Source organism: Pseudomonas sp. SBT1-2 (genome assembly GCF_028640875.1).
Lineage (GTDB): Bacteria > Pseudomonadota > Gammaproteobacteria > Pseudomonadales > Pseudomonadaceae > Aquipseudomonas > Aquipseudomonas chlororaphis_I.
On record NZ_JAQZAA010000022.1, the window covers coordinates 1 to 20,567 of the forward strand.

Sequence of the window (20,567 nt, forward strand, 5' to 3'; positions counted from 1 at the left end):
GTGTGACAAACCAGCCGCGGCACGTGGGGCGCGAGCATGCTGGATGTGAAGCTGGTCGCGTCTGTCCGCATGCAGCCACCTGAGCCTGAGCTCGGGGCAACGTCGGACGCGGATATCCATGATGTTTTGTGCCCGCAGGAACGTCAGGGCAGGGCGGAGGTCGAGGAGGGAAGGCAGGGAGGAAGGCAAGGAGAGGTGAGCATCCTTGCCCACGCTCACCCACAGCGGACTACTTGGCGCCTGGTGCGGGTGCCAGGGTGCCCAGGTAGTGGGCCACTGCCTTGATGTCGTCTTCCGATAACGTACTGGCCAGGGCGTTCATGGCCTGGGTGGGGTCCTTGCGCTGGCCCTGTTTGAAGGCGGTGAGCTGATCCGTCAGGTAGAGCGGCCCCTGGCCGGCGATCCGCGGCGCCAACGGGCCGCCCGAGAGGTTTTCACCATGACAGGCGACGCAGCCAGTGGTGGCAACCTTGGCCTTTCCGCGTTGCTCGAGGGCCTGGTCGCTTGCCGGGGCCTCGGTCTGGCCGGCTGTCTGCCGGGAGAAATAATCCGCCAGGAACTTGATCTGCTCTTGCGTCAGATTCGCCGCAAGCGGGCTCATTTGCGCACTGTGCCGACGCCCTTGCGCGAAGGCCTGCAACTGCGCCTCGATGTAGGCTACGGATTGTCCAGCCAGGGAGGCATATCGGGTGTTTGCCGGCTGGCCCCTCGCGCCATGGCACAGGGCGCAGGTGTCCTGAAGCTGCGGCCAGGCGCCGCCGTTGGCCAGGTACCTGGCGTTGTGCTCGTCGAGGGTATTCATGAAGCGGTAGCCGGCCACCAGCTCCGGGCCGTAGAGCGCACCAGCCCCAGCCAGCGCCGTGGCCACCACCACCGTCCCGATCACTATTGCTCGTTTCATCAGGCGCTCCTCCGGTCTTGGACCAGGGCCTGGAGCGCTTCCAGCGCCGCCCGGTGGCCGGCACGGACCGCGCCGTCCATCGAGCCGGCCCAGAGATCCGCGGTTTCAGTGCCGGACCAGATCAAGCGACCGGTCGCGGGGTTCAGGTACTCGCCCCATTGCGTCCAGAACCCGGGCGGCATTGGCGAGATACAGGTGAGGGTCCAGGGGTCGACCTTGCCCCAGTCCTGGTCGTGGAACTGGACAGGGTGCAAGGCTTCGTCCCCCAGGGCCTGGGCATAGATGGCCGACAAGGTGCTCTGCGCGGCTTGCGGATCATGGGGCAGTTGCCCGGTCCTGACGAACCCGCTGAGGACCCCGAGGCTGCCATCCGGGGGCGAATTGTCATAGGCCAGGATCAGCGGCCCTTCGACCTGGATGATCTGGCCGTTCAGGCCCTTGTCTCTCCAGAAGGGGCGTTCATAGACATGCACGGTCTTGCGCATGGGCGCGTGGGCCGGCCAGAGTCGCTGCAGCTGCGCACGCCCGGTGGGGAGGGGCGGGTCGAAGGTGATCTGGTTGCACAGGGCCGGGTTGACTGCCGCAATGACCTGCCGGGCGCGGATGATGCCGCGGTCCGTATGCAGTTCGACGACGTCGCGGTCCCAACCGACGATCTTGCGCACCGGGCAAGACAGCTTGAGCTTGTCCCCCAGGGCCTGCGCCATCTTGAGGCTGAGTACCTGGGAGCCGCCAACAAAACGTGTCTCCTGGGCGCCGCCCTTTATCCCCTCGAGTTTCTCCAGGCTGCAATCGGAAGAGTTGATCATCGACAGGTAGTGCAACAGTCCCATGCCGGCTGGGGTGGTGCCGAAGGTCAGGCTCACGGACATGTTGAATCCGATCTGGTCCTGGTTGCTGATGCCTTGCCTGACCAGCCACTCGCCAACCGAAAGCTTGTCGAGGGCGGCGGCATCCGCTGCCTTCCAGGGTGCTTTGCTGGGGACGCCCCTGGCCAGCTCGTTCAGCTTGCCGACCAGCTCGGTGTTGGAGTTCGGGCCGTCGGTCACGTCCTCTTCCACCTTGGTGTCATCCAGCAGATAGACGGTTTTGCCTTGGTAATAGGTGGGGAAGGTGCCGACCTCAAGCTGGCGTGCCAGGTCGGCGATGGCTGTTTGTCCTGGCCCGATCCACTGGCCGCCCGCTTCAGAGACCACGCCATGGCCGAGGTCGTGGTTGTAGGTACGTCCGCCCACGCGATCGCGGGCCTCAAGCACGGCGAAAGACTCGCAGCCGGCGCTGAGCAGGTCCCGTGCCGAAGTCAGGCCCGCCAGGCCGCCACCGATGATCGCTACGTCCAATATGCCGTCGCGATTGTCTTGTAGCGCCTGCGCCGCGGCACGCGTGCTCAGCGCGAGCCCTCCAACCACTGCCGCGCTGCCAAGCGCTTGCAGCAGCAAGCGCCGCTGCGGTGATTGAAGGGATGATTCATTGTCGGTCGAATGCATGTTTGTCCCTGCCAGATCTGAGTTTTATTTTTCAAAACATGTGTTATGCAAAATAACGCATAATCTGATCCGGGCAAAGGGAAAACCGCCGCGAATCAGGGACAGGGCAAGGGGCGTCGAGCTATTGAAGCCTTGCCTGAGTAGGCGTGATGGAGCAGGGGGGAGGAGGGGGCCGCAACGACCTGGATGGCAGCGCTATTTCGCGGCGCAAAGCATGCAAAAGGCCGGAAGCGTGCCGGCCTTGTGCTGGTTCTGAAGAAGCTCCGTTACCGATTCCGGCAACGCTACGGCCTCATTGCTTCCGGGGACTCTTGCCGTTCGATGGCGCCGCCGGTGAGATCAGGGTGATGACCGCATCGAGCAGGGCCTGGCTTCTGGCGGGGGTGAACCTTTCGGGCTCGATCGGCAACATCATCATCCAGCCGTCGCTCATGGCGCTGATCTGATCGGCGAGCAGATCCGCTTCGATGTCGCTGCGGATCTTGCCTTGTTTCTGTCCCTTCTCCAGCATCGACGTGAGTACCTGGCGGAACAGTGCGTAGCGTTGCTTGATGATGCTCGCGAACGCTGGTTCGTGCCTGGCATGGGCCAGCAATTGGAACCAGGCGAGCCAGCCATTTGGTTCATCGACGCGCATCCAGTTCAGCCATTGTTCGATGAGTGACTTGATGTCGACTTGTTCCTGGCTGCCTTCCAGCAACGTGTCGATCTGGTCGAACAGGCTCTGGGCGACAGCCGTGACCATCTCTTCCTTGTTGGCGAAGTAGTAGGTCACCGCACCCGTGGTGCATCCGGCATGCTGCGCCACTTTGCGCATCGAAGCGCCAGCGTAGCCTTCCTGGGCGATCACGGCGATCGCCGCTTTCAGCAACTCGGTTCTTTTCTCGTCGCGGTTGCCGACAGGGCGCCCGCGCCGTACGGCAGGCTTGGGTGGAGAGAGGTGAGAATCATGCATGGGAAATGGGCAACTTCGCTGGCTCGATTATCTGGAGCACCATCGGTTTGAAAATGGTGCCTTCTGGCTGTGGAGCAGCATAGGGAATTTGCTCGCAGAAAGCACATGGGAAAGCAGCGCAGCGGCCAGGGCTTGAGTCCGCCGACTATTCGTCATCCGCGCGGAAGATCGTCGGGGTGATATCGGTGAAGTTGGCGACATCGCCAATCACCCTGGCAGTCCCGGGCGAGGACAGCGCGGCATTGATATCGGCCTGCTCGCGAAAGCGCAGTATCACCATGGCCACCAGCGGCGTTGGCCCGGTTGCCGGAAACAGCACCTCTGCCGATTGCAGCCCGAACTCGCTCCAGGCGGCGCGCGCCAGTGGCAGGTGGGTTGCCAGATAGTAATCCCGGTCGAATCGCCCGCCTTTGGCAGCGGGATAACTCACGATCAGTGTTGCCATGTTGTGGTCCTTGTTCCTGTCAATAAGCATCCTCGAAAGGGCGCGAAGATACTTCGCAGCCCCTTGGAATCTTGAGGCGCCTGTATGCGTCGACGCCCTCGGATCAATCCTGCCCGCAGCCGATGACCGCCACCGCGCGTATTTCCACGCGCAATGCGGGAAGGGCCAGTTGCGTGACGCCAACCGCGCTCCAGGATGGGTAACGATCTGGGAAATACTTGTCCTTGATCTGTCCGAACGTATGGATCTCGCCCTGCAGATCGATATGGAAGGTCATCAGCTCGACCACGTCGGCCAGGCTTGCACCCGCTTCCTCGAGAATGCCGCTCAAGGCCTGGAACGCCAGGTGCGTTTGTGCCTCGATGCCTTCGGCCGGAGTCATGGTCGCGTCGACGCCAACCTGGCCGGACACCCAGATCATGTTCCCCACGCGGGTCGCCTGGGAGAAGTGAAAGTTGTCGTAAATGGCCTGGGTATGGCCAGGGTTGATGGACTGTCGACGCAAGTCTTGGGTGGTCATGGACGATCTCCTTATTAGGCTTAGGCGATTTGCCGGAACGTGGTGTGGCGAAAGGAATCCCCGGCCTTCAGGTCTGCCAGCTCCTGGGTGAAGAGCACGCCTTGCTGCGGATAACCGGCTGCGCTGTGTTCCGGCAGCGGGCGGAAGGTTGCGTCGTCGCCGAAGAAGCGGAAGACAAAGGTGTGACGATCCGGGAAGGTCTCATCGACCGGAGCGCCACCGTGCAGCGCGCCGGGATGGAGCACGACTATGTCTCCAGGCTCGGTCGCCCAGGAGAGGATTTCGTAAGCGTCGGGATCCTGCTTGCGCTGGGCCTCGACATCGGGAAGCCGAGGCAGTGCGTTGCCGCCATGCAGGGGCTGGGTCGGGTCGTTCGGATCGAGGAAGGTGGTGCCGTCGTAACGCGGCCCTTTGTGCGAGCCGCGGACGATCTCCAGGGCATTGCGCTTGGGCACCGACTCGAAGCTGATCCAGGCATTGCCCCAATGCAGGCCAGCCCAAGGCAGATAGGAGGTGTCCTGGTGCCAGAGCGTACGGGAGCCGCGGCCGCCCGCCTTGAGAAACACTTCCTCGGCGAAATACCAGACATGTTCAGAGCCCCAGAGCTGCGCAAACAGCTTGCCGAAGGGCAGGGAAGCGACCAGTTCCTCGAGCCGGGCCTTGGCCTTGGGGTTGGCATTGTCGACATGCGATTGCTGCTCGGTCCCGTCGAACATCCTGAAAGCATGCGGGCCGTGATTCTCGACAGCCCAGTCGTAGGCGGCCCGGCACTGGGCCAACTGTTCTACGTTCAGAAAACCTTTGATCAGGACGGCCCCGTCTTCCAGGAACGCCTTGCGCACAGAGTCTTGCATGAGAGCTTCCTCCTAGGAAATGCCACTTGGCGATCTGGATCCTAGCAAGCCGCTTTATTTTACGCAACACGTGTTATTATAATTTGAAAAAGGCGTCGACAAGGCCAGATTCCCAGGCCTGGCTAATGCTTATCGAGTTCATCACCCGCTGACCTTCGGCGGCTCGGAGTACGAAACCTGCTGCGATGCCGAGCAGTAACGGAAACGCTGTCAGAGGGAAGGCGGGTTCGGCTGCAAGGTGCCGCAGATGACGCGAATTCGGAGCGGGTAGCCAAGGGTGGTGGGCTGCATGCACTGGATGGAAGCGATAGCCCAGGCGGACAACCGTATTTTAATCAGGACTCTTACCCGGTTTTTATGGACAACTTAGATCTCGTTAATGTCTTGCTCGTTGAAGACGATCGGAAGCTGGCGGCGCTGATCGCAGAGTTTTTGCTCCGGCATGGTTTTGAGGTGCAGGTGGTCCACCGGGGCGACCAGGCGCTGGCGGCATTTATCGAGTTCAAGCCGAACGTCGTGCTGCTTGATCAGATGCTCCCAGGCCAGAGTGGGCTGCAAGTGTGCCGCGAGATTCGCAACCTGTCCGATACACCCATCGTCATCCTGACCGCAAAAGGGGATGACCGGGACCATGTTCTCGGCCTGGAGTCCGGTGCCGACGATTATGTGATCAAGCCTTTCAAACCCTCTGTGTTGCTGGCTCGGCTACGCGCCTTGCAACGCCGGTTGGCACAAAACTCAACGACACTCGATGTCCTGGAGTTCGGACGGTTATCGATCGACCGCGGTTGCCGGGTGGTCAGCCTGGCCGATGAAAAAATCAACCTGACCACCATGGAGTTCGAATTGCTGTGGGTGCTGGCCAGTGCGGAGGGCAAGCTTCTTTCTCGCGACGACATCCTCAACCGTATTCGCGGGATCCCGTTCGATGGGTTCAACCGTAGTGTCGATGTCTACATCAGCAAGTTGCGCGGCAAACTCAATGACAACCCCCGGGACCCGGTATGCATCAAGACTATCTGGGGCAAGGGCTACGTTTTTAATCCGTTTGCGTGGGAAGTCTAGATAGCGCTACGCCAATCATGGCTATTGGCTTGGCGAGAGAGACTTGGCTCAACCATTAATAGATGCAAGGTAGGACATGAAAAAGGTTTTTTTATTTTTGCTGTTTTTTGTCTGGATTCCGACATCTCTGTATTCGCTTTACTGCTGGAAAATGGCGGAGAGTTGCTCTATGCCGGGGATAGGACTGAAGCAGCAGAGTTCGGCATGTTGTGTCGCAGAACCTCATCAATGATCGCCTGCTTTGGCACTTATCCATCAGTCCGGGCATTCGGCTGGTTGAAGAGGTGAGGGGATCTGTATCTTCGAAGTCGTGTGTGGGTGCCACTCAATCTGGACTGATCCTGGGGAGCCTGCAACAGGCTCTGGTGCGCGCTCACCACGCAAGTCACGCACCAGGCCCGTCAATAATTACCACTGGCCGCTGATGAGACAGCCGACGATTTCCCAACCGCTGTATTCCCACCAGGAATATCGTTCATCGGAGCAACTTCTGGCCAGACTGGCCATCTGGATTTCGCCAGCTTTTTGATGAGTTCCGAAAGGCGTGTCAATAGAAGCTGTCACCTGATTGACGGTCTGGGGAGCCTTGATGGTGGTCGGATGCACGGAAGCGTTCGCGACAGTTGCGGTGAAAGCGAGCGTCGCGGATACGGCCAGAGCAGTTATGGACTTTTTCATGTTCGAATCCTTTCAGTTATCTGACATGCGGCTTATACGTCGGCCTGACCTGCCTTTATCAATAATCTGAACAGATCGGGCACTCGCGTAGTGTGACGCTATGAAAGCCTACTACCGTGCTGCCTCCCGCACAGTCGCTCAACGGCACTATTGACAAGCTGGTAAAAGCCTGGATTTTTCTGTTGAGGGAGCTGCCCAAGAGTTCGAGTTTGACGAGCCTGTTGTTAACGGTCTCGCTGAAAATGTCAGCTTTCGTCATGGTTTGAGGCGATGGTTCGCTGGGGGCAGTTCACTCGGATCCTCAAAGCTCAGTTGGAGTTGAGCAATAATCGTGTCCAGTTGCTCAGGGCAGTGGCCGAACTGCGTGCGATACAGCCCGGCGACTCTATGCATCCAGCCGAGGTGTCTTCCTGACACCGGCCCCCCTAAGCGGGTCTTTCGGCTTTTTTGAGATTGGGGCGAATCAACGAGAGCTCCCGCTCGAATGGCCACATCGAAACGCTCCTCCACGAGATCGACACGACGATCGAAGCACTCCGCTCCTCCAGGTCCGAGATCCTCCAGCTCACTGTGGACTTCGGCAGGTTCAGATATCGCGCCGCTTCACTCAGGCTCTGCGCCTGGCTGATCCATACCAGGAACAAGAGCCAATCATTCGTTCCACTCATGGAACGGTGATGCCAATTTTCCATGGCTTGTACAACAGCAGGCCGGGACATATCTTTTGGATGTGAGAAGACACCACAAACCGAAAGAGAAGGAGAAACTGTCATGGCGGATATTCCGCAACTGATCAATGGTCTGGCCAGAGGGCTCAGCAGCCCGGTCCGTGCACCGATTCTGCACACGCCGGACGAATACGGGATGGCGTATGAGGATGTCACCTTCCCGTCGCTGGACGGCACCCCGCTGGAGGCATGGTGGATACCCTGTCCAGGCTCGGACAAACTGGTCATCGCCAACCACCCGATGCCTATGAACCGCTATGGCTTCCCCTCGCACCTACCCCAGTGGCAGTTCGTGCCCGGCAACGACATCGAGGTCAACTACATGCGGGAGTACCAGCACCTGCATGAGGCCGGCTATAACGTGCTGACCTACGACGCGCGCAACCACGGTCACAGCGGCGTCGCCAACGGCGATATCTTCACCTGGGGCCTCTTCGAATCCCGTGACGTGGCCGGTTCGCTGCACTACATCAAGTCCCGCCCCGACACCCGCGGCATGAGATTGGGCCTACTCAGCCGCTGCATGGGCGCCAATGCCACCTTCGTCGCGAAAACTCGGTACCCCGAGCTTTTCGCGAGCGTACACGCCTTGGTCGCCCTGCAACCTATCTCAATGCGCGCCATGGTCGAGCGCAACCTCGAGGCGATGGGGATCGCGGACCAGTTCGACGCCGTTGACCGGGAGGTTCAACTGATCACCAGCTTCACGATCGATCAGGTGTCGCCGCTGGAATACGCCAAGAATTGGCAGGCGCCTGCCTTCATCCTTCAGGTGCGCGACGATGCGCTGACCAAGCCCGCCGACGTGCAGGCGATCTTCGACAACATCCCCGTCGCTGACAAGAAGCTGTTCTGGATCGAAGGCAGCACCCGGCGCTGGGACGGCTACAACTACTTCTCCGAACATCCGGCGCAGATGATCGAGTGGTTTGATAAACACATGAATTAAGCCGATTTCACTCTGGCCGCGTGGCTTCGTTGAGACCACTGACATAACCCTCGAGGACTTTGGGGCGTGCGTGTCGAAAATCTACTGGATACGCTGGTGATCCCGCCGATGCGCGACTACATGAGCGCTTTACTTCCTACGCCGCGACTGAGCGTATGACAACCGCCAAGGACGTCGCTCACACAGAGCGGCGCTCCTTGCCTCCTTTGTATCAATAGCCATCAGCAGAAAATGCAGGAGAATAATCATGTCGGATAAAACCATTGTTGTGTTTGGCGCAACGGGTCGGCAGGGGCAGGGGGTGGTGAACGCGCTGCTCGACCAGGGTGGCTACATTGTCCGGGCGATCAGTCGCGATGCCAGCTCGGACCAGGCCAAGGAGCTCGCCGCTCGTGGGGTCGAGGTGGTCGCTGCAGATCTGAACGCAGCGGATACGTTGGCATCGGCGCTCAACGGGGCCTATGGCGTGTTCCTGGTCACCAATTTCTGGGACCCTGCAACCGGGGCGAGCGAGTACGACCAGGTCAGGAATGTGGTCAGCGCCGCAAAATCCGCCGGTATTTCTCATGTTGTTTGGTCGACGCTGCCCAACGCTCTCGACATTTCAGACGGTAGGTATGAGGTTTCGCATTTCACCAACAAAGCTCTGGCCAACGTTGTGATCGCTGACGCGGGCTTTCCCTACTACAGCTTCGTCGAAGCGCCGTTCTTCTTTCAGAATTTTCTTGCCCAGATGGCACAGCAACCCACCGGAAACGGGGACCAAAAGGCCTGGGCGGTTCCGATGGATATCACCAACAAAAACGTCCATGCCGGCGACATCCTGGAACTGGGGAAATTGGTCAGGCAGGTCTTTGACCACCCGGAGACAGCCGGTCAGGGGCAAATCCTGTCGCTCTGCCCCGACGCTTACAGCTGGCAAGAGTTCGCGGATATTCTGAACGCACAGGGCCACAACGTGGTGGTGAGCCAGGTGCCAGGCGAGGTCTACGATACGTTCTATCCCGGCGCGGAGGAGGTCTGCGAAATGATGAGCTACTTCGAGGACTACAGCTACTTCGGCCCTGATGCGGACACCAAGAGGGCGCGCGCCGATGCGCTTGTCGGTGGGCAACTCACCAGTTTTGCTGACTGGGCCAAGGTCAACATGCCGGCCTGATCCAACGGTGGAGAATGGTGGATCGCAGAAAGATGACATCCCAACGCAAATTGGCCAGCTAACCAAACCCTTAGTCCGCGGCAACACGGCTTCCTTTGGCACTTCCATTCCGGCGTCGTTACCGTGTCGTTGCTCATGGAAGACGGGGTTTGGGCGCAGGAAACCGACCTGAAACACCACGCCCCCATCCTGATGGCGTGGAAAGGACGAATACCATGACGACAAGCACGACAGAACGCGAAAACACCCAGCTCCACCTCGGGCACAATCAGCGTCCACGCGACATCGTTCACCGGGCGCGCGGGATAAGCAGCGGCCCGATTACGCGGCTCGTGAGCCCCTCTGACTGGGGTGGGTTCATCAAGCCGTTCGTATTCCTCGATCTCTTCGATTTTGAGGGGGGGCATGCCCCCTCTCTTGAACTTGGCTGGCACCCGCACTCAGGTATTGCCACAGTAACCGTCCTTCTTGATGGCTCGGTCCAATACGCCGAGACGACGGGCAGCGTGGGCGTATTGCCCGCCGGCGGCGTGGAATGGATGCAGGCGGGGGGCGGTGTTTGGCACACCGGTACCGTGAACTCGGCGCCCGTGAGAGGTTTCCAGCTCTGGGTGGCGCTCCCACCCGATCTTGAAAATGCGCCTAGCATGAGCCACTACGTGATGCCCGAAGATGTGCCCCACGTTGGCCCGGTGCGGGTGATCCTCGGCTCGTATAACGGTCTTTCGAGCCCCATCGTTGCGCCGCCAATGACGTACCTCCTGGTCACGCTGAAGGACGGCGAACGATGGACGTTCCTCCCGCCATTGGGGCATGACGTCGCGTGGCTATCGTTGATGGATGGTGCGCTGCATGCGTCATCTCGCATCACACGTGGAGAGATCGCGATCTTCGAGCACGGCGAGACGGCCATCGAACTAGTCGCGGAGGGTGACACACAGTTCGTGCTTGGCTCGGCCAAGCAGCACCCTCACGAACTGGTGCTCGGCCACTACTCTGTGCATACCAGCGTCGAGGCATTGCGACGGGGCGAGGCCGAGATCCGCCGCATAGGGCATCAACTTCGCGCCGAGGGCAAGCAGAGCTACGCGCTCTGGTCGATCTGAGGCCGGGACGTGATTCAGAAAGAAGAGAAGAAACATTCATGGCCCAGACTCGAAAGTGGCGTCCATCACTACAAAAATGATGGGCGCCACTTTGATGTCGATTCCGGCTTGCGACTACGACACCCTCGCGAGTCGCTCTACAGGAAGTCAGTCGCGAACAGCATGCACAGGAGGCACGCCGACGGGGTCAGCAGTCGCAGGTCGAACAACGCCAGATGGTTATGTGCCCGACGGCCTACCACGTTGTTCAACGAGCCATTTGTCGAAGGTACGCACGTCGGGCTGGCGCGCCAGCAGCGCCGGTATGTTGGCGAGGTAGCCGGCCTCCCCAAACCACTCAAACATCTTCCGAACGTCATGGGGCAATGAACGTAATAGCAACCTGGGCAGTGGGAAGGGTAGCCCGGCCGCCCAGCCGTGGCTCTTGAGGGCGACGACGATCTGCGCGCGGGTCAGCTCGACGCCGGCGATTTCCTCGGACTTGCCAAGAGACTCACCCGGATGGGTGAAGGCTTGCGCAACCCAATTGCCAATGTCGGCCGTTGCAATCATTTGGAGTGGCTTCGTCTTGGGCACATAGCTGCGCAACAGCGCCAATAGCACGGTTCGTAGTGCAGGCTTACTAAAGTTCTCCATGAAGAACGCTGGACGAACGATGCTGGCGGGTAGACCAATACTGCGAATGTGTTCCTCGATAAGCCACTTGCTTTCAAAATGCGCTACGCCCGAGCGCCGATCGGCTCCTCCCACCGATGCATAGATGAAGTGTTCTACCCCTGCAGCTAGCGCAGCATCCGCCACGGCAATGCCCCGGCGAGTTTCGAGCTCCGTGCCTTGTTCTGAACCTTGAACGGAAAAAACTCCATGGGCGCCGGCAAAGGCGCTTCGCAGTGAGGCATAGTCGTCCATGTCGGCCGCAACGACCTCGATGCCGTTCGCGGCCAATTGCTGCGCCACGTTGGAGCTCGGCTTTCTCGAATGCGCCAATGGCCTTCGGTCCATAATGAGCGGATCACGGCACCGCCCTGTTGCCCAGTGGCACCTAGAACAACGATGGTTCTGAAAGTCATGGTATGAAACTCGACTGTTTTATCGAAGAGATCAAGGAACACAAATAGCTTGACGAGCCCCCCAGGTCAGAGGGATTCACGAGATGCGTAATCGGACCGCTGCTCACTCCTATGCGTGCGCTGAGCGATATCGCGCGGACGCTGATTGTGCCTGGGTAGAGCAGGGGGGCTTGACGCTTGTCGTCATGGTGTTCGTTCTTGTTTGTGGGGACTCTTTGCAGGCTTCGGCCAGTGCGGTGCCGCCGAGACGAAGCACATCACGGCGGCTGAGTGGGTTGCTCGTCGTCCCTGGTGTCCGGGGCCGAACGTGTTGTCACACCAGCCCGAGGCCGAGCAACTCGGCGAGCGCCTGTCCTCGCGGGGTGGTCCAATCGACGGCCAGCTCCGACACGACCTGTGCCGTCGACGTGATCACGGCTCCGGCCTGCTCCATACGCCGCAGCGCGGCGGCGTCCCCTGTCTTTGTGAAAGAAGCAGACGCGTCCGTCACAACCTGAACGTGATACCCCTCGTCAAGCAGCTGGAGCACTGGAAAGACGACGCAGATCTCGGTCGTGATGCCAGCGACTATGACCTTCTTCCGTTCTGTGGCCTTGACCGTGTTGCTGTAGTTCGGGTCGTGCATCGCGTTAACGATTCCCGTGCGCTTGACCCGCTTGGCGAAGGCGTCCGGTGCGACTTCCTCCAGCTCGGGAATCAGCGGGCCCTGGATGTTCTCCTCCATGCTTGAGGTCAGTACCAGTGGCATGCCGACACCCTTGGCGATCTTCGCGAGTTGCACGGTGTTCTTCCTGACTTGCTCGACGTCGTGCGATCGCGTCCAGGATATCGTCCCCGTCTGATGGTCGATCAGCAGCATCGCGGCGTTTTCTGCGGTATAGACATTCTTATGCATGGTTCGCTTCCTGTCTGGTGGTTACCGACGCTTCACGTGCACAATAGGTTCTGTCATTTCGTTGCACAAGCCATGGTATTTTGGCAACATCGTTCCATGAATAGAACGACCGATCTCAACCAACTCTTGATTTTCGTACGGGTCATTCAGGCGGGGAGCCTGAGTGAAGCAGCGCGACGTTTGAACCTGCCGAAGTCCACGGTGAGCCGGAAGATCTCTGACCTGGAGGAACGGGTCGGTGAGCGGCTTATCCAGCGCACGACGCGTAAACTGGGCCTCACCGAGGCGGGCCGTCTGCTCTTCGAACGTGTCTCTCCGGCCATGAGCGACATCGAGGAGGCCGAGAGCGCAGTGGCGGGAATGCGTGGGGCGCCGCGCGGCGTGCTGCGGGTCGCGGCTCCCATGTCGTCCAGCACGCTCGGACCGATCGTCGCCGAGTACCTGGTTCGTCATCCGGACGTGGCCGTCGAGATGGTGTGTTCCGATCGTCTTGTCGATCTCGTGGAGGAACGCTTCGATGTGGCCATTCGAGCGGGAGAGCTCGTCGATTCGACCCTTGTTGCGCGTAATCTCGGAAAAGCGAAGTTCATGCTCGTCGCGGCACCCGAGTACTGCAAACGCCATGGCGTCCCGAAGACGCCTGCCGAACTGACGAGCCACGCATGCGTCGCATTCGGCGGCGGAGCCGCACCGCACGTCTGGCCCCTGGAGTCGGGGGGCAAACGTGTCGAGGTCCGCGTTACCCCACGACTGACGGTCAATGACATGGAGATCGTTCGCGAGGCCGCCCTCGCGGGCGTGGGGATCGCATGGCTACCCCAGCTCTTCTGCGCCGATGACTTGCGCCATAAGCGCTTGCTGCCCTTGCTCGTCGACTGGTGCTCTGCGGAGATCCCCGTGCATGCGCTCTACCCAACGAGACGTCATCTTTCGCCAAAGGTGGTCTCCTTCGTCGATCTGCTCTCCGAGCGGATCCAGCTGCACGATCACTAACGCGCAGCTTTTGCCTACGCCCACATGCGGCGCCGTCCCTCTTGTCCCGGCGCTTTGTCGACTTCTCGCCAACCCTCCAGGCAAAACCCGGCGGGGAGAAGGGATAACATTTTGAACTAGGCGGAATTTTGGGATTGCCTATCCAGATTGGCCGAGTTTATCGGTCGGTTCTGCCTACCTACATTTCGATGCCACCCAGAGGGCAGGGCGGATATTTCTCATGGTCGACTCTCCCTTTTCCCATACAGGATCCACACCCGATGCCAGGGCGGTTTGAGCCTTCTCATATCCGTACGTTTGCCTGTGCCTGCAAGGCCGCTTATTGCCTGAGGCGTGTCGGGGCAGGGCGTTGAGATTGGATATGCATGTGCTGGTGGTCATGGTACTGGCGACCTTTGATAAAGGACGGATCGGAGCTATCCTCACCAAGGATAGGGATCTTAATTATTTTCAAATACGTGTTAAATATCTGGGCAGGAGCCAAGAGACATGACAGGGGAAGATCTGATTAAGGCAATAAACAATAACAAGACACTCATGGAGTTGAATGATTGTCCTTCTGTGTCAGTTCAAATGGGCTGCGCTGTTTATGGGAAGGTGCAAGATGACGTTGGCAATGATGAAATTACAAATAATGGGAGCATGAAGTACCAAATCGATCAGGCACTTTTATTTCGTGGCTTGCACTCGGAGACAGCTGTTTGGCACTTTAGTACGGATAGTCCGAAACCAAAGGTTCATCACTTTGTTGTTATCCCTTGGTTCAAGCAGTCAGCCGGGACAGTGTATACGGTATTTATGGCCTACGAGAAAAAATACATGGTGGTTAATTATGTCGAGCATAAGAGTCCAGCTCCTGGCGAGATTAAAGGCTACAAGACAGTTTGGATGGCAAACGACCTAAGCACCATGCTCTCTGACTTACTGACTAAGAGTAACGCTTGGGAAGAATATTTCGGTAATGTTGGACCAGCTCAGGCAAATAAAATCCGCTACTTTAAATACAAAACAACAACACTAGACTCTGCAGTTTCCAACGTGAATCAATACAGAGAGCTCTGTCGGTAAACTACTTGACCATCCTGGCGACCACCCAAAGCCCACCTTCAGTGATTCGATGTGCAGGTGGGCCTCGGCCAGCAGCTTCTTGAGTTTGGCATTCTCCGGCTCGATCTTTTGCAGGCGTTACGAATTTCGAGAGATACCGCGACGTGTTCACCAACAGCCGGTATCCGTACGAGTCAAGCAGCTGGAAATTTTCCGATCCAGTGCCGGTGGGGTTCTGGATAGGAGCAAAGGACTCAGGATCCGTTTGTCCTGGATTATCTGGATTACATTGCTGAGGTCCAGACGCGAGCTGCGGCAGAGTGATCGGGGCCTGGCTTCAAATCTGCCGCCCCACACCCCCCAAGCCTCCATATAGATATACGCATAATGTATATTATGTTAAATCGGATACTATGTCAGATGTGTTCATGTGCTTCGTAAGACCTTGATTCGGCAAACCCGCTTCTATCATCCACTTTCTTAAAGGGCCATTAATGAGGTGGTTACCGATGAAGCTGATTCAGTGTCGTTTCTCTTCCGGTCAGCGTGTACCGTTGCTCGTGCAAACTGGAGATGCGGCGCCGTTACCCATTCTCGTCACTGAAACGGCACCTTTTCCGCAGATCGATTCGCGTACCCGGGACCAGAACCTGCGGTTGCTCAAGCAGTTCCTGTCCTAGTGTGTTACTCGTTACATCCCGCGTGCCCGTCAGAACTCAACCACCCTGGCTAATATCGAGGTTGTATTTGCAGATGTCGCCGGCGTCATTGAACGGCGCGGCCTGTGGCAGACGGTTGGCATCAGGCACGGAAAGCGCGGCCCCGTCCTTTGGGGGATCTTCGCGCCTGATGGACGAACACTGAGCTAAAGGCGCAATTACAGGTGGAAATCGCCCGCGGCCTCCGGCTGGTAAAGCACTTTCCTGATCTCAATCCGGCGGGTCCGATCAGAAATTCGCCAGTCGATGGCGTCCCCCTCCTGATAGCCCAGGATGGCAGCACCGATGTCGGAACACACGGAATGCTTCCCGGCGCTGCTGTCCGCGTCGTCAGGGTAGACCAAGGCCACTTCGATCTCCTCGTCGTCCAACTGCAGCAAGGCCCTGGAGTTCATCGTGACGACATTGCGCGCCACCTGCTGCGGCTTGACGACAATGGCTCGCTCAAGCTCATGTTCGAGTTCAACAACGGTCGGGCCTTGCTCAAGCGCGATCAGACTCTCGAGCCTGGCCTTGTCGATTTCAGTGATGTAGATCCCCGTGGAGCCGCCAACGGCACCTTCGCGCAAGAACTGGAGATAGCGCCCCGCCGTCATGGAAAATGACTTCAATGCCGGCGTTTCGCTCTCAAGCAGAAAGCCGCTGCGCAGAAAGGCTTTCAGCGAGCGCGCGTTGTCCGGGTGGATCTTCGCGATGAGCTTCTCGGCCCGCATGTCGAGGAAGGCCAGTTTCATGCCTTCGCGGATCGTGCGGGCGCCAAGGTTTCGCCCCCATTTGTCGCTGTCTCCGATGACCAGGACTATCTCGCAATTCGAGCCGGTCTTGATGAGACGGACAAAGCCCACCGGGGCGTCATGCCGGTCATAGGCCATGAAGAATCGGCCGCCCCGGTTGAATAAATGGGTCAGGATCGGTAATTGAGTCCGATCAATGACTTGCTCGATGGAGCGGGAAACGTCACGAGAATCGCTCAGATAGCAAGTGACGCGCTCATCCTCCAACCAATCCTTCAACGTCAGCGCATGTGCCCGAGTAATTTCAGGGCACAGCGAAATGAAAGGCTTGTTCATCTTCACCACACTTATTTGTAAAGGATGAAAGCCCTTCATGGCTATGGCCATGACGGTTCTTTCGGCAACCGGCTATCTTAAGGCATAACGCGAGTAATGCCGAACAGCCTGCGCACTTGTCCTTAATAAGCGGTTCAGCAGCGTCAGGAGGTACCACACCCTTCCTTGCTTCAAGGATCAAAAAAGCGGCGGACGAGTGACAACGGCGATGCCGCCAAAAATAACGCTGCGCCCAACAGTCGAAGAAACCTGGTGGTCGTGTGAGGAAACTGTGCCAAAGCCCGCCATTCGCGATCCATGAACATAAACCGATGAACAAGCACATTCATTTTGAGAGCATTGGTCAGGTTCTCTTCTCTGAGCGGATGAGGCCAATGAGGTGTCGCGAATTCGATTTGAGGATGCTCATAGCCTCGGCTATAGCCTGGATGAGCGCCCAGCACAGTGAGTACATCCTTCACGGCCTGAGCGGCTGAACAGATTCACGGCTGAGCCCCCTTCCCTCTATCTCTTCCCTCCCCTGGTGTAGACAGGCACCGACAAGAGCGCAGTTCGAATAGAGCCGCGATCTTGTCGGATGGCCTGTATGCCCTATTCCAGAAGCCAATCGCCATTATGAGGATTGCGAACAAAAAGGTTTCCGGATAAGCGAGCTGCAGTTGTATAGGCTTCCCGAAGAAATACCGGCAACTGCAACTCGAAGATCTGGGCGACAAGAGTATTGCACTAGCTGCCGAACGGTGGCGGCATCGGTATATCGCCAAGCTGCAATCCCAGCAGTGACATGTACTCGTAGATGTGCTGATAACTGGATTGAGCCTGATAGCTTGCGCACTTCGATTGAAGTTCCCCACAGAGCCGCAGCTCCATGTTCGAGCTACCCATGCCCCATTGCGTGTAGTTCAAATTATTATTTGTAACCGTATCTATTGCCAAGCAAACCATTTCCTTCGTGCCATTATCAATGACGTTGGTGGGTTCATAGAGCGTCAAGGAGAAATCCAGAGAAGTTGCGCACCACGCCATCGGAACAACATCCAGAGTGTTGTATATCCGTAGCGCATTACCGGCCATTTGCTTATTGAAATAGCTCGCAAAAAAACCATCGCCAGCCGTTGGCGCAGCAATCGTTTCGCAATAAAAATTAAAGCCCGAGAGTTTCTCTTTTAGATAAAGCGCGAGTACCGACATTAGCGCACCGCCAAGGCTATGACCGACCAATCGGATCGTCGCCCCACTCCGCTGCTTCCCGAGAAAATCGCAAAGTGTGCCCTGAACACCAATAGTAGATGGCGTATTCAATATCTTTTGTACACCCAATGCAGTTCCCGGCGATATGCTTGCCGGCACCGGGCAGCTCTTGATGAGTTCCTGTAACGGCACCATTGGAAAAATATCAAGATCGTCCACCTGATCTTGAAGAGAATCGCCAAGGGTCCCACTCGTCACCACTACGATGTCGTTCCCACTTTTCCCGCCGATCAGCACCACTGTGATATGAGCCGCGTAATCGCCATCCATAGCCAGAGCGGGGCCCCAGACTACGGCATAGCCGCCGCCAATCTTGGAGCCATTGAGACGCGAAAGAATGTTGTCTTTAACTTGGTGCGGCGAAGGGTTCTTGATGTCTTTCCATGACGGTGAATATCTCGCCGAATTATTCACCACGTAAGCGTGTGTAAGACTGATTTGCCTTTGCTGAATTGAGTCTAGCGAAGTCATGACTGCTCCTTGTCGCGAAGATAGATAATTTCCTATGGGACCAACGAAAACGCACAGCAGCCGTCGATCCTTCCGGGCTAGCAAGATGAAGTCTAGTCACCGTTTCAGCAGCGTAAGTACGATCCGCTGAGCGGATACTTTGACTACCCGGCTGTTTGATCGCCCGAAATACCGGCAACGGAACATCATCGAGCGGATGTAAGGCCGAGCCTCTCGACGGCTCGGCCTTTGCCCATGGTTCAGCGTTTTGACGCAACCATCGCCTCCACCGTGGTCGCTCTGTCCGCACTGGCCGTAGCCTGCCCTGCCCCTCGCACCGCCTGCGCCCGTACTGCGGCCGCATCCTGCAGGATCACCTGCGCCGCCTTCTCCGCCGCGACGTAGATCGAGGTGACGATGAAGAAGCCGGGGATTTTCGGGAAGATCGAGGCGTCCACCACCCGCAGGTTGCTCACGCCGCGCACGCGGAAGGCGCTGTCGAGTACCGCCATCGGGTCGTCGTCGGCGCCGATCGGGCAGGTGCAGGAGGCGTGGTGGCCCCAGGCCTGGTTCATGACGAAGGTCTTGAGCTGCTCGTCGGTCTGTACCGCATCGCCGGGCAGTTCTTCGCTGGCGATCAGCCCGGCGTCTTTCAACGGCTGGGCCAGGTTGCGCACGAACTTGATGCCCTCCACCACCGATTGCAGGTCTTCGCCCTGGGTGTCGCTGCCCTCCTCGAAGTAATGGAAGTTGATCAGCGGGGTGTCGGCCGGGTCTTTGGAGCGCAGGGTGACGTAGCCGGCGTTGTTGATGGTATGGGCCTTGAGGATGGCCCAGGTCAGGTAGTTCAGGTGCTCGACGATCAGCTTCGAGTAGCCGGGGAAATAACCGCGAAACAGCGCCAGCAGGGAGAAGCAGAACAGGTCCGGCAGCGGCCGTTGCTTCAGGGATTTCTTGATGATCGCCAGCACCGCGCCGTTGGTGCTGTAGACCCCGACCTTGCCCTTGGCCCACTCCTCGTACTGCGGATCGCCCTTGGCGTAGCGCGCGCCCTTGAGCACCTCCCAATTCTCGAAGTTCATCCGGTTGACCACCCCTACCTCGTAGCGGTCCTGCAGGTTACGTCCCACGCCCGGCAACTCGACCCGCACCGGGATATCCATGGCCTCCAGGGTTTCGCGCGGGCCTATCCCTGAGAGCATCAGCAGTTGCGGGGTGTTGAAGGCGCCGCCGGCGAGTATCACTTCGCGGCTGGCGTGCACCTGGCGCAGTTCACCGGAGGCATTGCGCGGCAAGGTGCAGGCCCGGTACAGCCGCGCGCCCTTGATGTACTCCACGCCATAGGCGCGCTGCTGGTCATCGAGCAACACCCGGGTCACCAGCGCATCCAGCTCGATGTGCAGGTTGTCCGGGTGGCGCTTTTGCACATCCAGCAGGCGTTCGCGGGTGCCGTTGCGATGATGCTGCCGGGTGGCCAGCGGCGGATAGCGCAGGCCGATGGCTTCCTCGCGGACCAGCCGCCAGTCGTTGGGGTCGCCCACGCCCTGCAACTGCCAGCCGATGCGCTTGAGGGTTTCGCCCAGGGTCTTGAACGCCTGCTCGGCAGCGTCGACGATCGCACGCACCAGCGACTGGTCGTCGAACGCCGCCTCCGGAATCGCCTTCTCCACGTGCAGCCAGCCCTTGAAACCATGCCGCGACGGGTTGATGCCGAACCAGGAGAGAAACCGCTGGAACGGCCGGTGATGGCAGTTCTCCAGGCTCTGGAAGTGCTCGCGCATGGCACTGGCTTTCCACGACGGATCGCCGGTGATCTGTGCGATATGGTCCCAGTCCTGGTTGTGCGGGTAGACGGTGATCATCGCGTTGTGCGCGGTGCAGCCGCCCAGGCAACTGGCCCGTGGGTACAGCACCCCGTTGACGTCCTCGCCCTGGAAGGTCCGGGTGAACTTGGGGTCCTGCAACTGGCGGGCATCGTTGCTGTAGTGGCGGACGAAGAAGTCCCAGCGCATCGCATCGTTCTCGGTGGAGCGCGGGTGGAACGCCGGCACCTGGTACTCCTCCGGCAGCCGCGGGGCGGTGGTGTCCGCTGCCGCCGGGTCGCTGCCCGACTCCAGCACCAGCACCTTGCGGCCCTGTTCGGCCAGGCGGGCGGCGACGGTGCCGCCCCCTGCCCCGGAGCCCACCACGATGTACTCGTAATCCGTTTCGTTGTTCATCGCTGG

20 protein-coding genes are annotated in these 20,567 nt (G+C 58.8%); 7 read left to right on the plus strand and 13 right to left on the minus strand.

All coding sequences use genetic code 11. The features are described 5' to 3' along the window. Window positions 1-229: 229 nt before the first annotated feature. The 6 genes from PVZ78_RS02470 to PVZ78_RS02495 all read right to left on the minus strand — a co-directional run bounded on the left by PVZ78_RS02470 (window position 230) and on the right by PVZ78_RS02495 (window position 5,162). A complete protein-coding gene (locus PVZ78_RS02470) occupies window positions 230-901 on the minus strand; it encodes a c-type cytochrome (protein WP_103331578.1) in 672 nt (223 codons plus the stop codon). Beyond that, the gene (locus tag PVZ78_RS02475) at window positions 901-2,388 is read right to left on the minus strand and encodes a flavin monoamine oxidase family protein (RefSeq protein ID WP_009049056.1); all 1,488 of its coding nucleotides are present in this window, start codon (window positions 2,386-2,388) and stop codon (window positions 901-903) included. Before PVZ78_RS02475 ends, PVZ78_RS02470 begins: the two co-directional genes overlap by 1 nt. Window positions 2,389-2,680: 292 nt before the next feature. Continuing rightward, entirely contained in the window at window positions 2,681-3,343 is a 663-nt protein-coding gene (locus tag PVZ78_RS02480) for a TetR/AcrR family transcriptional regulator (RefSeq protein WP_009049057.1), read from the minus strand. Between the two features lie 145 nt (window positions 3,344-3,488). Then, on the minus strand, window positions 3,489-3,788 hold the full coding sequence (locus tag PVZ78_RS02485) for an EthD family reductase (protein ID WP_009049058.1): 300 nt from the start codon (window positions 3,786-3,788) through the stop codon (window positions 3,489-3,491). Window positions 3,789-3,891: 103 nt separating this feature from the next. Further along, window positions 3,892-4,308, minus strand: a complete 417-nt coding sequence (locus PVZ78_RS02490) for a RidA family protein (protein WP_063430772.1) — start codon at window positions 4,306-4,308, stop codon at window positions 3,892-3,894. A 20-nt stretch (window positions 4,309-4,328) separates the two neighbouring features. Further along, window positions 4,329-5,162 carry a phytanoyl-CoA dioxygenase family protein gene (locus PVZ78_RS02495; protein WP_009049060.1) on the minus strand — a complete coding sequence of 278 codons (834 nt, stop codon included), beginning with the start codon at window positions 5,160-5,162 and terminating at the stop codon, window positions 4,329-4,331. Between the two features lie 357 nt (window positions 5,163-5,519). Here PVZ78_RS02495 and PVZ78_RS02500 point away from each other — a divergent pair, with 357 nt between their 5' ends. Then, window positions 5,520-6,227, plus strand: a complete 708-nt coding sequence (locus tag PVZ78_RS02500; protein WP_169913898.1) for a response regulator — start codon at window positions 5,520-5,522, stop codon at window positions 6,225-6,227. A gap of 408 nt (window positions 6,228-6,635) precedes the next feature. On the opposite strand, the gene PVZ78_RS02505 is transcribed toward PVZ78_RS02500, so the two are convergent. Beyond that, window positions 6,636-6,905, minus strand: coding sequence for a hypothetical protein (locus PVZ78_RS02505; protein ID WP_028683992.1), 270 nt, complete (start codon window positions 6,903-6,905; stop codon window positions 6,636-6,638). 425 nt (window positions 6,906-7,330) lie between these two features. Further along, window positions 7,331-7,678: a helix-turn-helix domain-containing protein gene (locus tag PVZ78_RS02510; RefSeq protein WP_146043837.1), complete on the minus strand. Its 348-nt coding sequence runs from the start codon at window positions 7,676-7,678 to the stop codon at window positions 7,331-7,333. Here PVZ78_RS02510 and PVZ78_RS02515 point away from each other — a divergent pair. From PVZ78_RS02515 to PVZ78_RS02525, 3 genes are all read left to right on the plus strand, one after another. Then, entirely contained in the window at window positions 7,677-8,582 is a 906-nt protein-coding gene (locus PVZ78_RS02515; RefSeq protein ID WP_009049065.1) for an alpha/beta hydrolase family protein, read from the plus strand. The genes PVZ78_RS02510 and PVZ78_RS02515 overlap by 2 nt on opposite strands. 247 nt (window positions 8,583-8,829) lie before the next feature. Beyond that, complete coding sequence (locus PVZ78_RS02520; RefSeq protein ID WP_273828176.1) at window positions 8,830-9,741, plus strand: NmrA/HSCARG family protein; 912 nt, start codon at window positions 8,830-8,832, stop codon at window positions 9,739-9,741. A gap of 215 nt (window positions 9,742-9,956) precedes the next feature. Then, window positions 9,957-10,847, plus strand: a complete 891-nt coding sequence (locus tag PVZ78_RS02525; protein WP_110177143.1) for a pirin family protein — start codon at window positions 9,957-9,959, stop codon at window positions 10,845-10,847. A 219-nt stretch (window positions 10,848-11,066) separates the two neighbouring features. On the opposite strand, the gene PVZ78_RS02530 is transcribed toward PVZ78_RS02525, so the two are convergent. Together PVZ78_RS02530 and PVZ78_RS02535 are read right to left on the minus strand one after the other, a co-directional pair. Continuing rightward, complete coding sequence (locus PVZ78_RS02530) at window positions 11,067-11,849, minus strand: NmrA family NAD(P)-binding protein (RefSeq protein ID WP_273828177.1); 783 nt, start codon at window positions 11,847-11,849, stop codon at window positions 11,067-11,069. 381 nt (window positions 11,850-12,230) lie between these two features. Beyond that, on the minus strand, window positions 12,231-12,812 hold the full coding sequence (locus tag PVZ78_RS02535; RefSeq protein WP_124301598.1) for an isochorismatase family protein: 582 nt from the start codon (window positions 12,810-12,812) through the stop codon (window positions 12,231-12,233). 96 nt (window positions 12,813-12,908) lie between these two features. Between PVZ78_RS02535 and PVZ78_RS02540 the strand changes: the two genes are divergently transcribed. The 3 genes from PVZ78_RS02540 (at window position 12,909) to PVZ78_RS02550 (ending at window position 15,532) form a co-directional block, all read left to right on the plus strand. Next, entirely contained in the window at window positions 12,909-13,805 is an 897-nt protein-coding gene (locus PVZ78_RS02540; RefSeq protein ID WP_028683998.1) for a LysR family transcriptional regulator, read from the plus strand. 489 nt (window positions 13,806-14,294) lie between these two features. Then, entirely contained in the window at window positions 14,295-14,873 is a 579-nt protein-coding gene (locus tag PVZ78_RS02545; protein ID WP_273828178.1) for a hypothetical protein, read from the plus strand. Between the two features lie 488 nt (window positions 14,874-15,361). After that, the gene (locus PVZ78_RS02550) at window positions 15,362-15,532 is read left to right on the plus strand and encodes a hypothetical protein (RefSeq protein ID WP_157756474.1); all 171 of its coding nucleotides are present in this window, start codon (window positions 15,362-15,364) and stop codon (window positions 15,530-15,532) included. Window positions 15,533-15,729: 197 nt separating this feature from the next. On the opposite strand, the gene PVZ78_RS02555 is transcribed toward PVZ78_RS02550, so the two are convergent. The 3 genes from PVZ78_RS02555 to PVZ78_RS02565 form a co-directional block, all read right to left on the minus strand. Further along, window positions 15,730-16,692 (minus strand): bifunctional GNAT family N-acetyltransferase/nucleoside diphosphate kinase regulator, encoded by a 963-nt coding sequence (locus tag PVZ78_RS02555; protein WP_103331579.1) that lies wholly within the window; start codon window positions 16,690-16,692, stop codon window positions 15,730-15,732. A 675-nt stretch (window positions 16,693-17,367) separates the two neighbouring features. Further along, complete coding sequence (locus PVZ78_RS02560) at window positions 17,368-18,363, minus strand: lipase family protein (RefSeq protein WP_009049074.1); 996 nt, start codon at window positions 18,361-18,363, stop codon at window positions 17,368-17,370. A 239-nt stretch (window positions 18,364-18,602) separates the two neighbouring features. Further along, complete coding sequence (locus tag PVZ78_RS02565; protein WP_016705251.1) at window positions 18,603-20,561, minus strand: GMC family oxidoreductase; 1,959 nt, start codon at window positions 20,559-20,561, stop codon at window positions 18,603-18,605. Between the last annotated feature and the right edge of the window lie 6 nt (window positions 20,562-20,567).

Excerpts from the sequence above, each read along its gene's own strand:
- PVZ78_RS02470 (WP_103331578.1), bottom strand. The coding sequence starts at position 901 with ATGAAACGAGCAATAGTGATCGGGACGGTGGTGGTGGCCACGGCGCTG.
- PVZ78_RS02475 (WP_009049056.1), bottom strand. The coding sequence starts at position 2,388 with ATGCATTCGACCGACAATGAATCATCCCTTCAATCACCGCAGCGGCGC.
- PVZ78_RS02480 (WP_009049057.1), bottom strand. The coding sequence starts at position 3,343 with ATGCATGATTCTCACCTCTCTCCACCCAAGCCTGCCGTACGGCGCGGG.
- PVZ78_RS02485 (WP_009049058.1), bottom strand. The coding sequence starts at position 3,788 with ATGGCAACACTGATCGTGAGTTATCCCGCTGCCAAAGGCGGGCGATTC.
- PVZ78_RS02490 (WP_063430772.1), bottom strand. The coding sequence starts at position 4,308 with ATGACCACCCAAGACTTGCGTCGACAGTCCATCAACCCTGGCCATACC.
- PVZ78_RS02495 (WP_009049060.1), bottom strand. The coding sequence starts at position 5,162 with ATGCAAGACTCTGTGCGCAAGGCGTTCCTGGAAGACGGGGCCGTCCTG.
- PVZ78_RS02500 (WP_169913898.1), top strand. The coding sequence starts at position 5,520 with ATGGACAACTTAGATCTCGTTAATGTCTTGCTCGTTGAAGACGATCGG.
- PVZ78_RS02505 (WP_028683992.1), bottom strand. The coding sequence starts at position 6,905 with ATGAAAAAGTCCATAACTGCTCTGGCCGTATCCGCGACGCTCGCTTTC.
- PVZ78_RS02515 (WP_009049065.1), top strand. The coding sequence starts at position 7,677 with ATGGCGGATATTCCGCAACTGATCAATGGTCTGGCCAGAGGGCTCAGC.
- PVZ78_RS02510 (WP_146043837.1), bottom strand. The coding sequence starts at position 7,678 with ATGACAGTTTCTCCTTCTCTTTCGGTTTGTGGTGTCTTCTCACATCCA.
- PVZ78_RS02520 (WP_273828176.1), top strand. The coding sequence starts at position 8,830 with ATGTCGGATAAAACCATTGTTGTGTTTGGCGCAACGGGTCGGCAGGGG.
- PVZ78_RS02525 (WP_110177143.1), top strand. The coding sequence starts at position 9,957 with ATGACGACAAGCACGACAGAACGCGAAAACACCCAGCTCCACCTCGGG.
- PVZ78_RS02530 (WP_273828177.1), bottom strand. The coding sequence starts at position 11,849 with ATGGACCGAAGGCCATTGGCGCATTCGAGAAAGCCGAGCTCCAACGTG.
- PVZ78_RS02535 (WP_124301598.1), bottom strand. The coding sequence starts at position 12,812 with ATGCATAAGAATGTCTATACCGCAGAAAACGCCGCGATGCTGCTGATC.
- PVZ78_RS02540 (WP_028683998.1), top strand. The coding sequence starts at position 12,909 with ATGAATAGAACGACCGATCTCAACCAACTCTTGATTTTCGTACGGGTC.
- PVZ78_RS02545 (WP_273828178.1), top strand. The coding sequence starts at position 14,295 with ATGACAGGGGAAGATCTGATTAAGGCAATAAACAATAACAAGACACTC.
- PVZ78_RS02550 (WP_157756474.1), top strand. The coding sequence starts at position 15,362 with ATGAAGCTGATTCAGTGTCGTTTCTCTTCCGGTCAGCGTGTACCGTTG.
- PVZ78_RS02555 (WP_103331579.1), bottom strand. The coding sequence starts at position 16,692 with ATGGCCATAGCCATGAAGGGCTTTCATCCTTTACAAATAAGTGTGGTG.
- PVZ78_RS02560 (WP_009049074.1), bottom strand. The coding sequence starts at position 18,363 with ATGACTTCGCTAGACTCAATTCAGCAAAGGCAAATCAGTCTTACACAC.
- PVZ78_RS02565 (WP_016705251.1), bottom strand. The coding sequence starts at position 20,561 with ATGAACAACGAAACGGATTACGAGTACATCGTGGTGGGCTCCGGGGCA.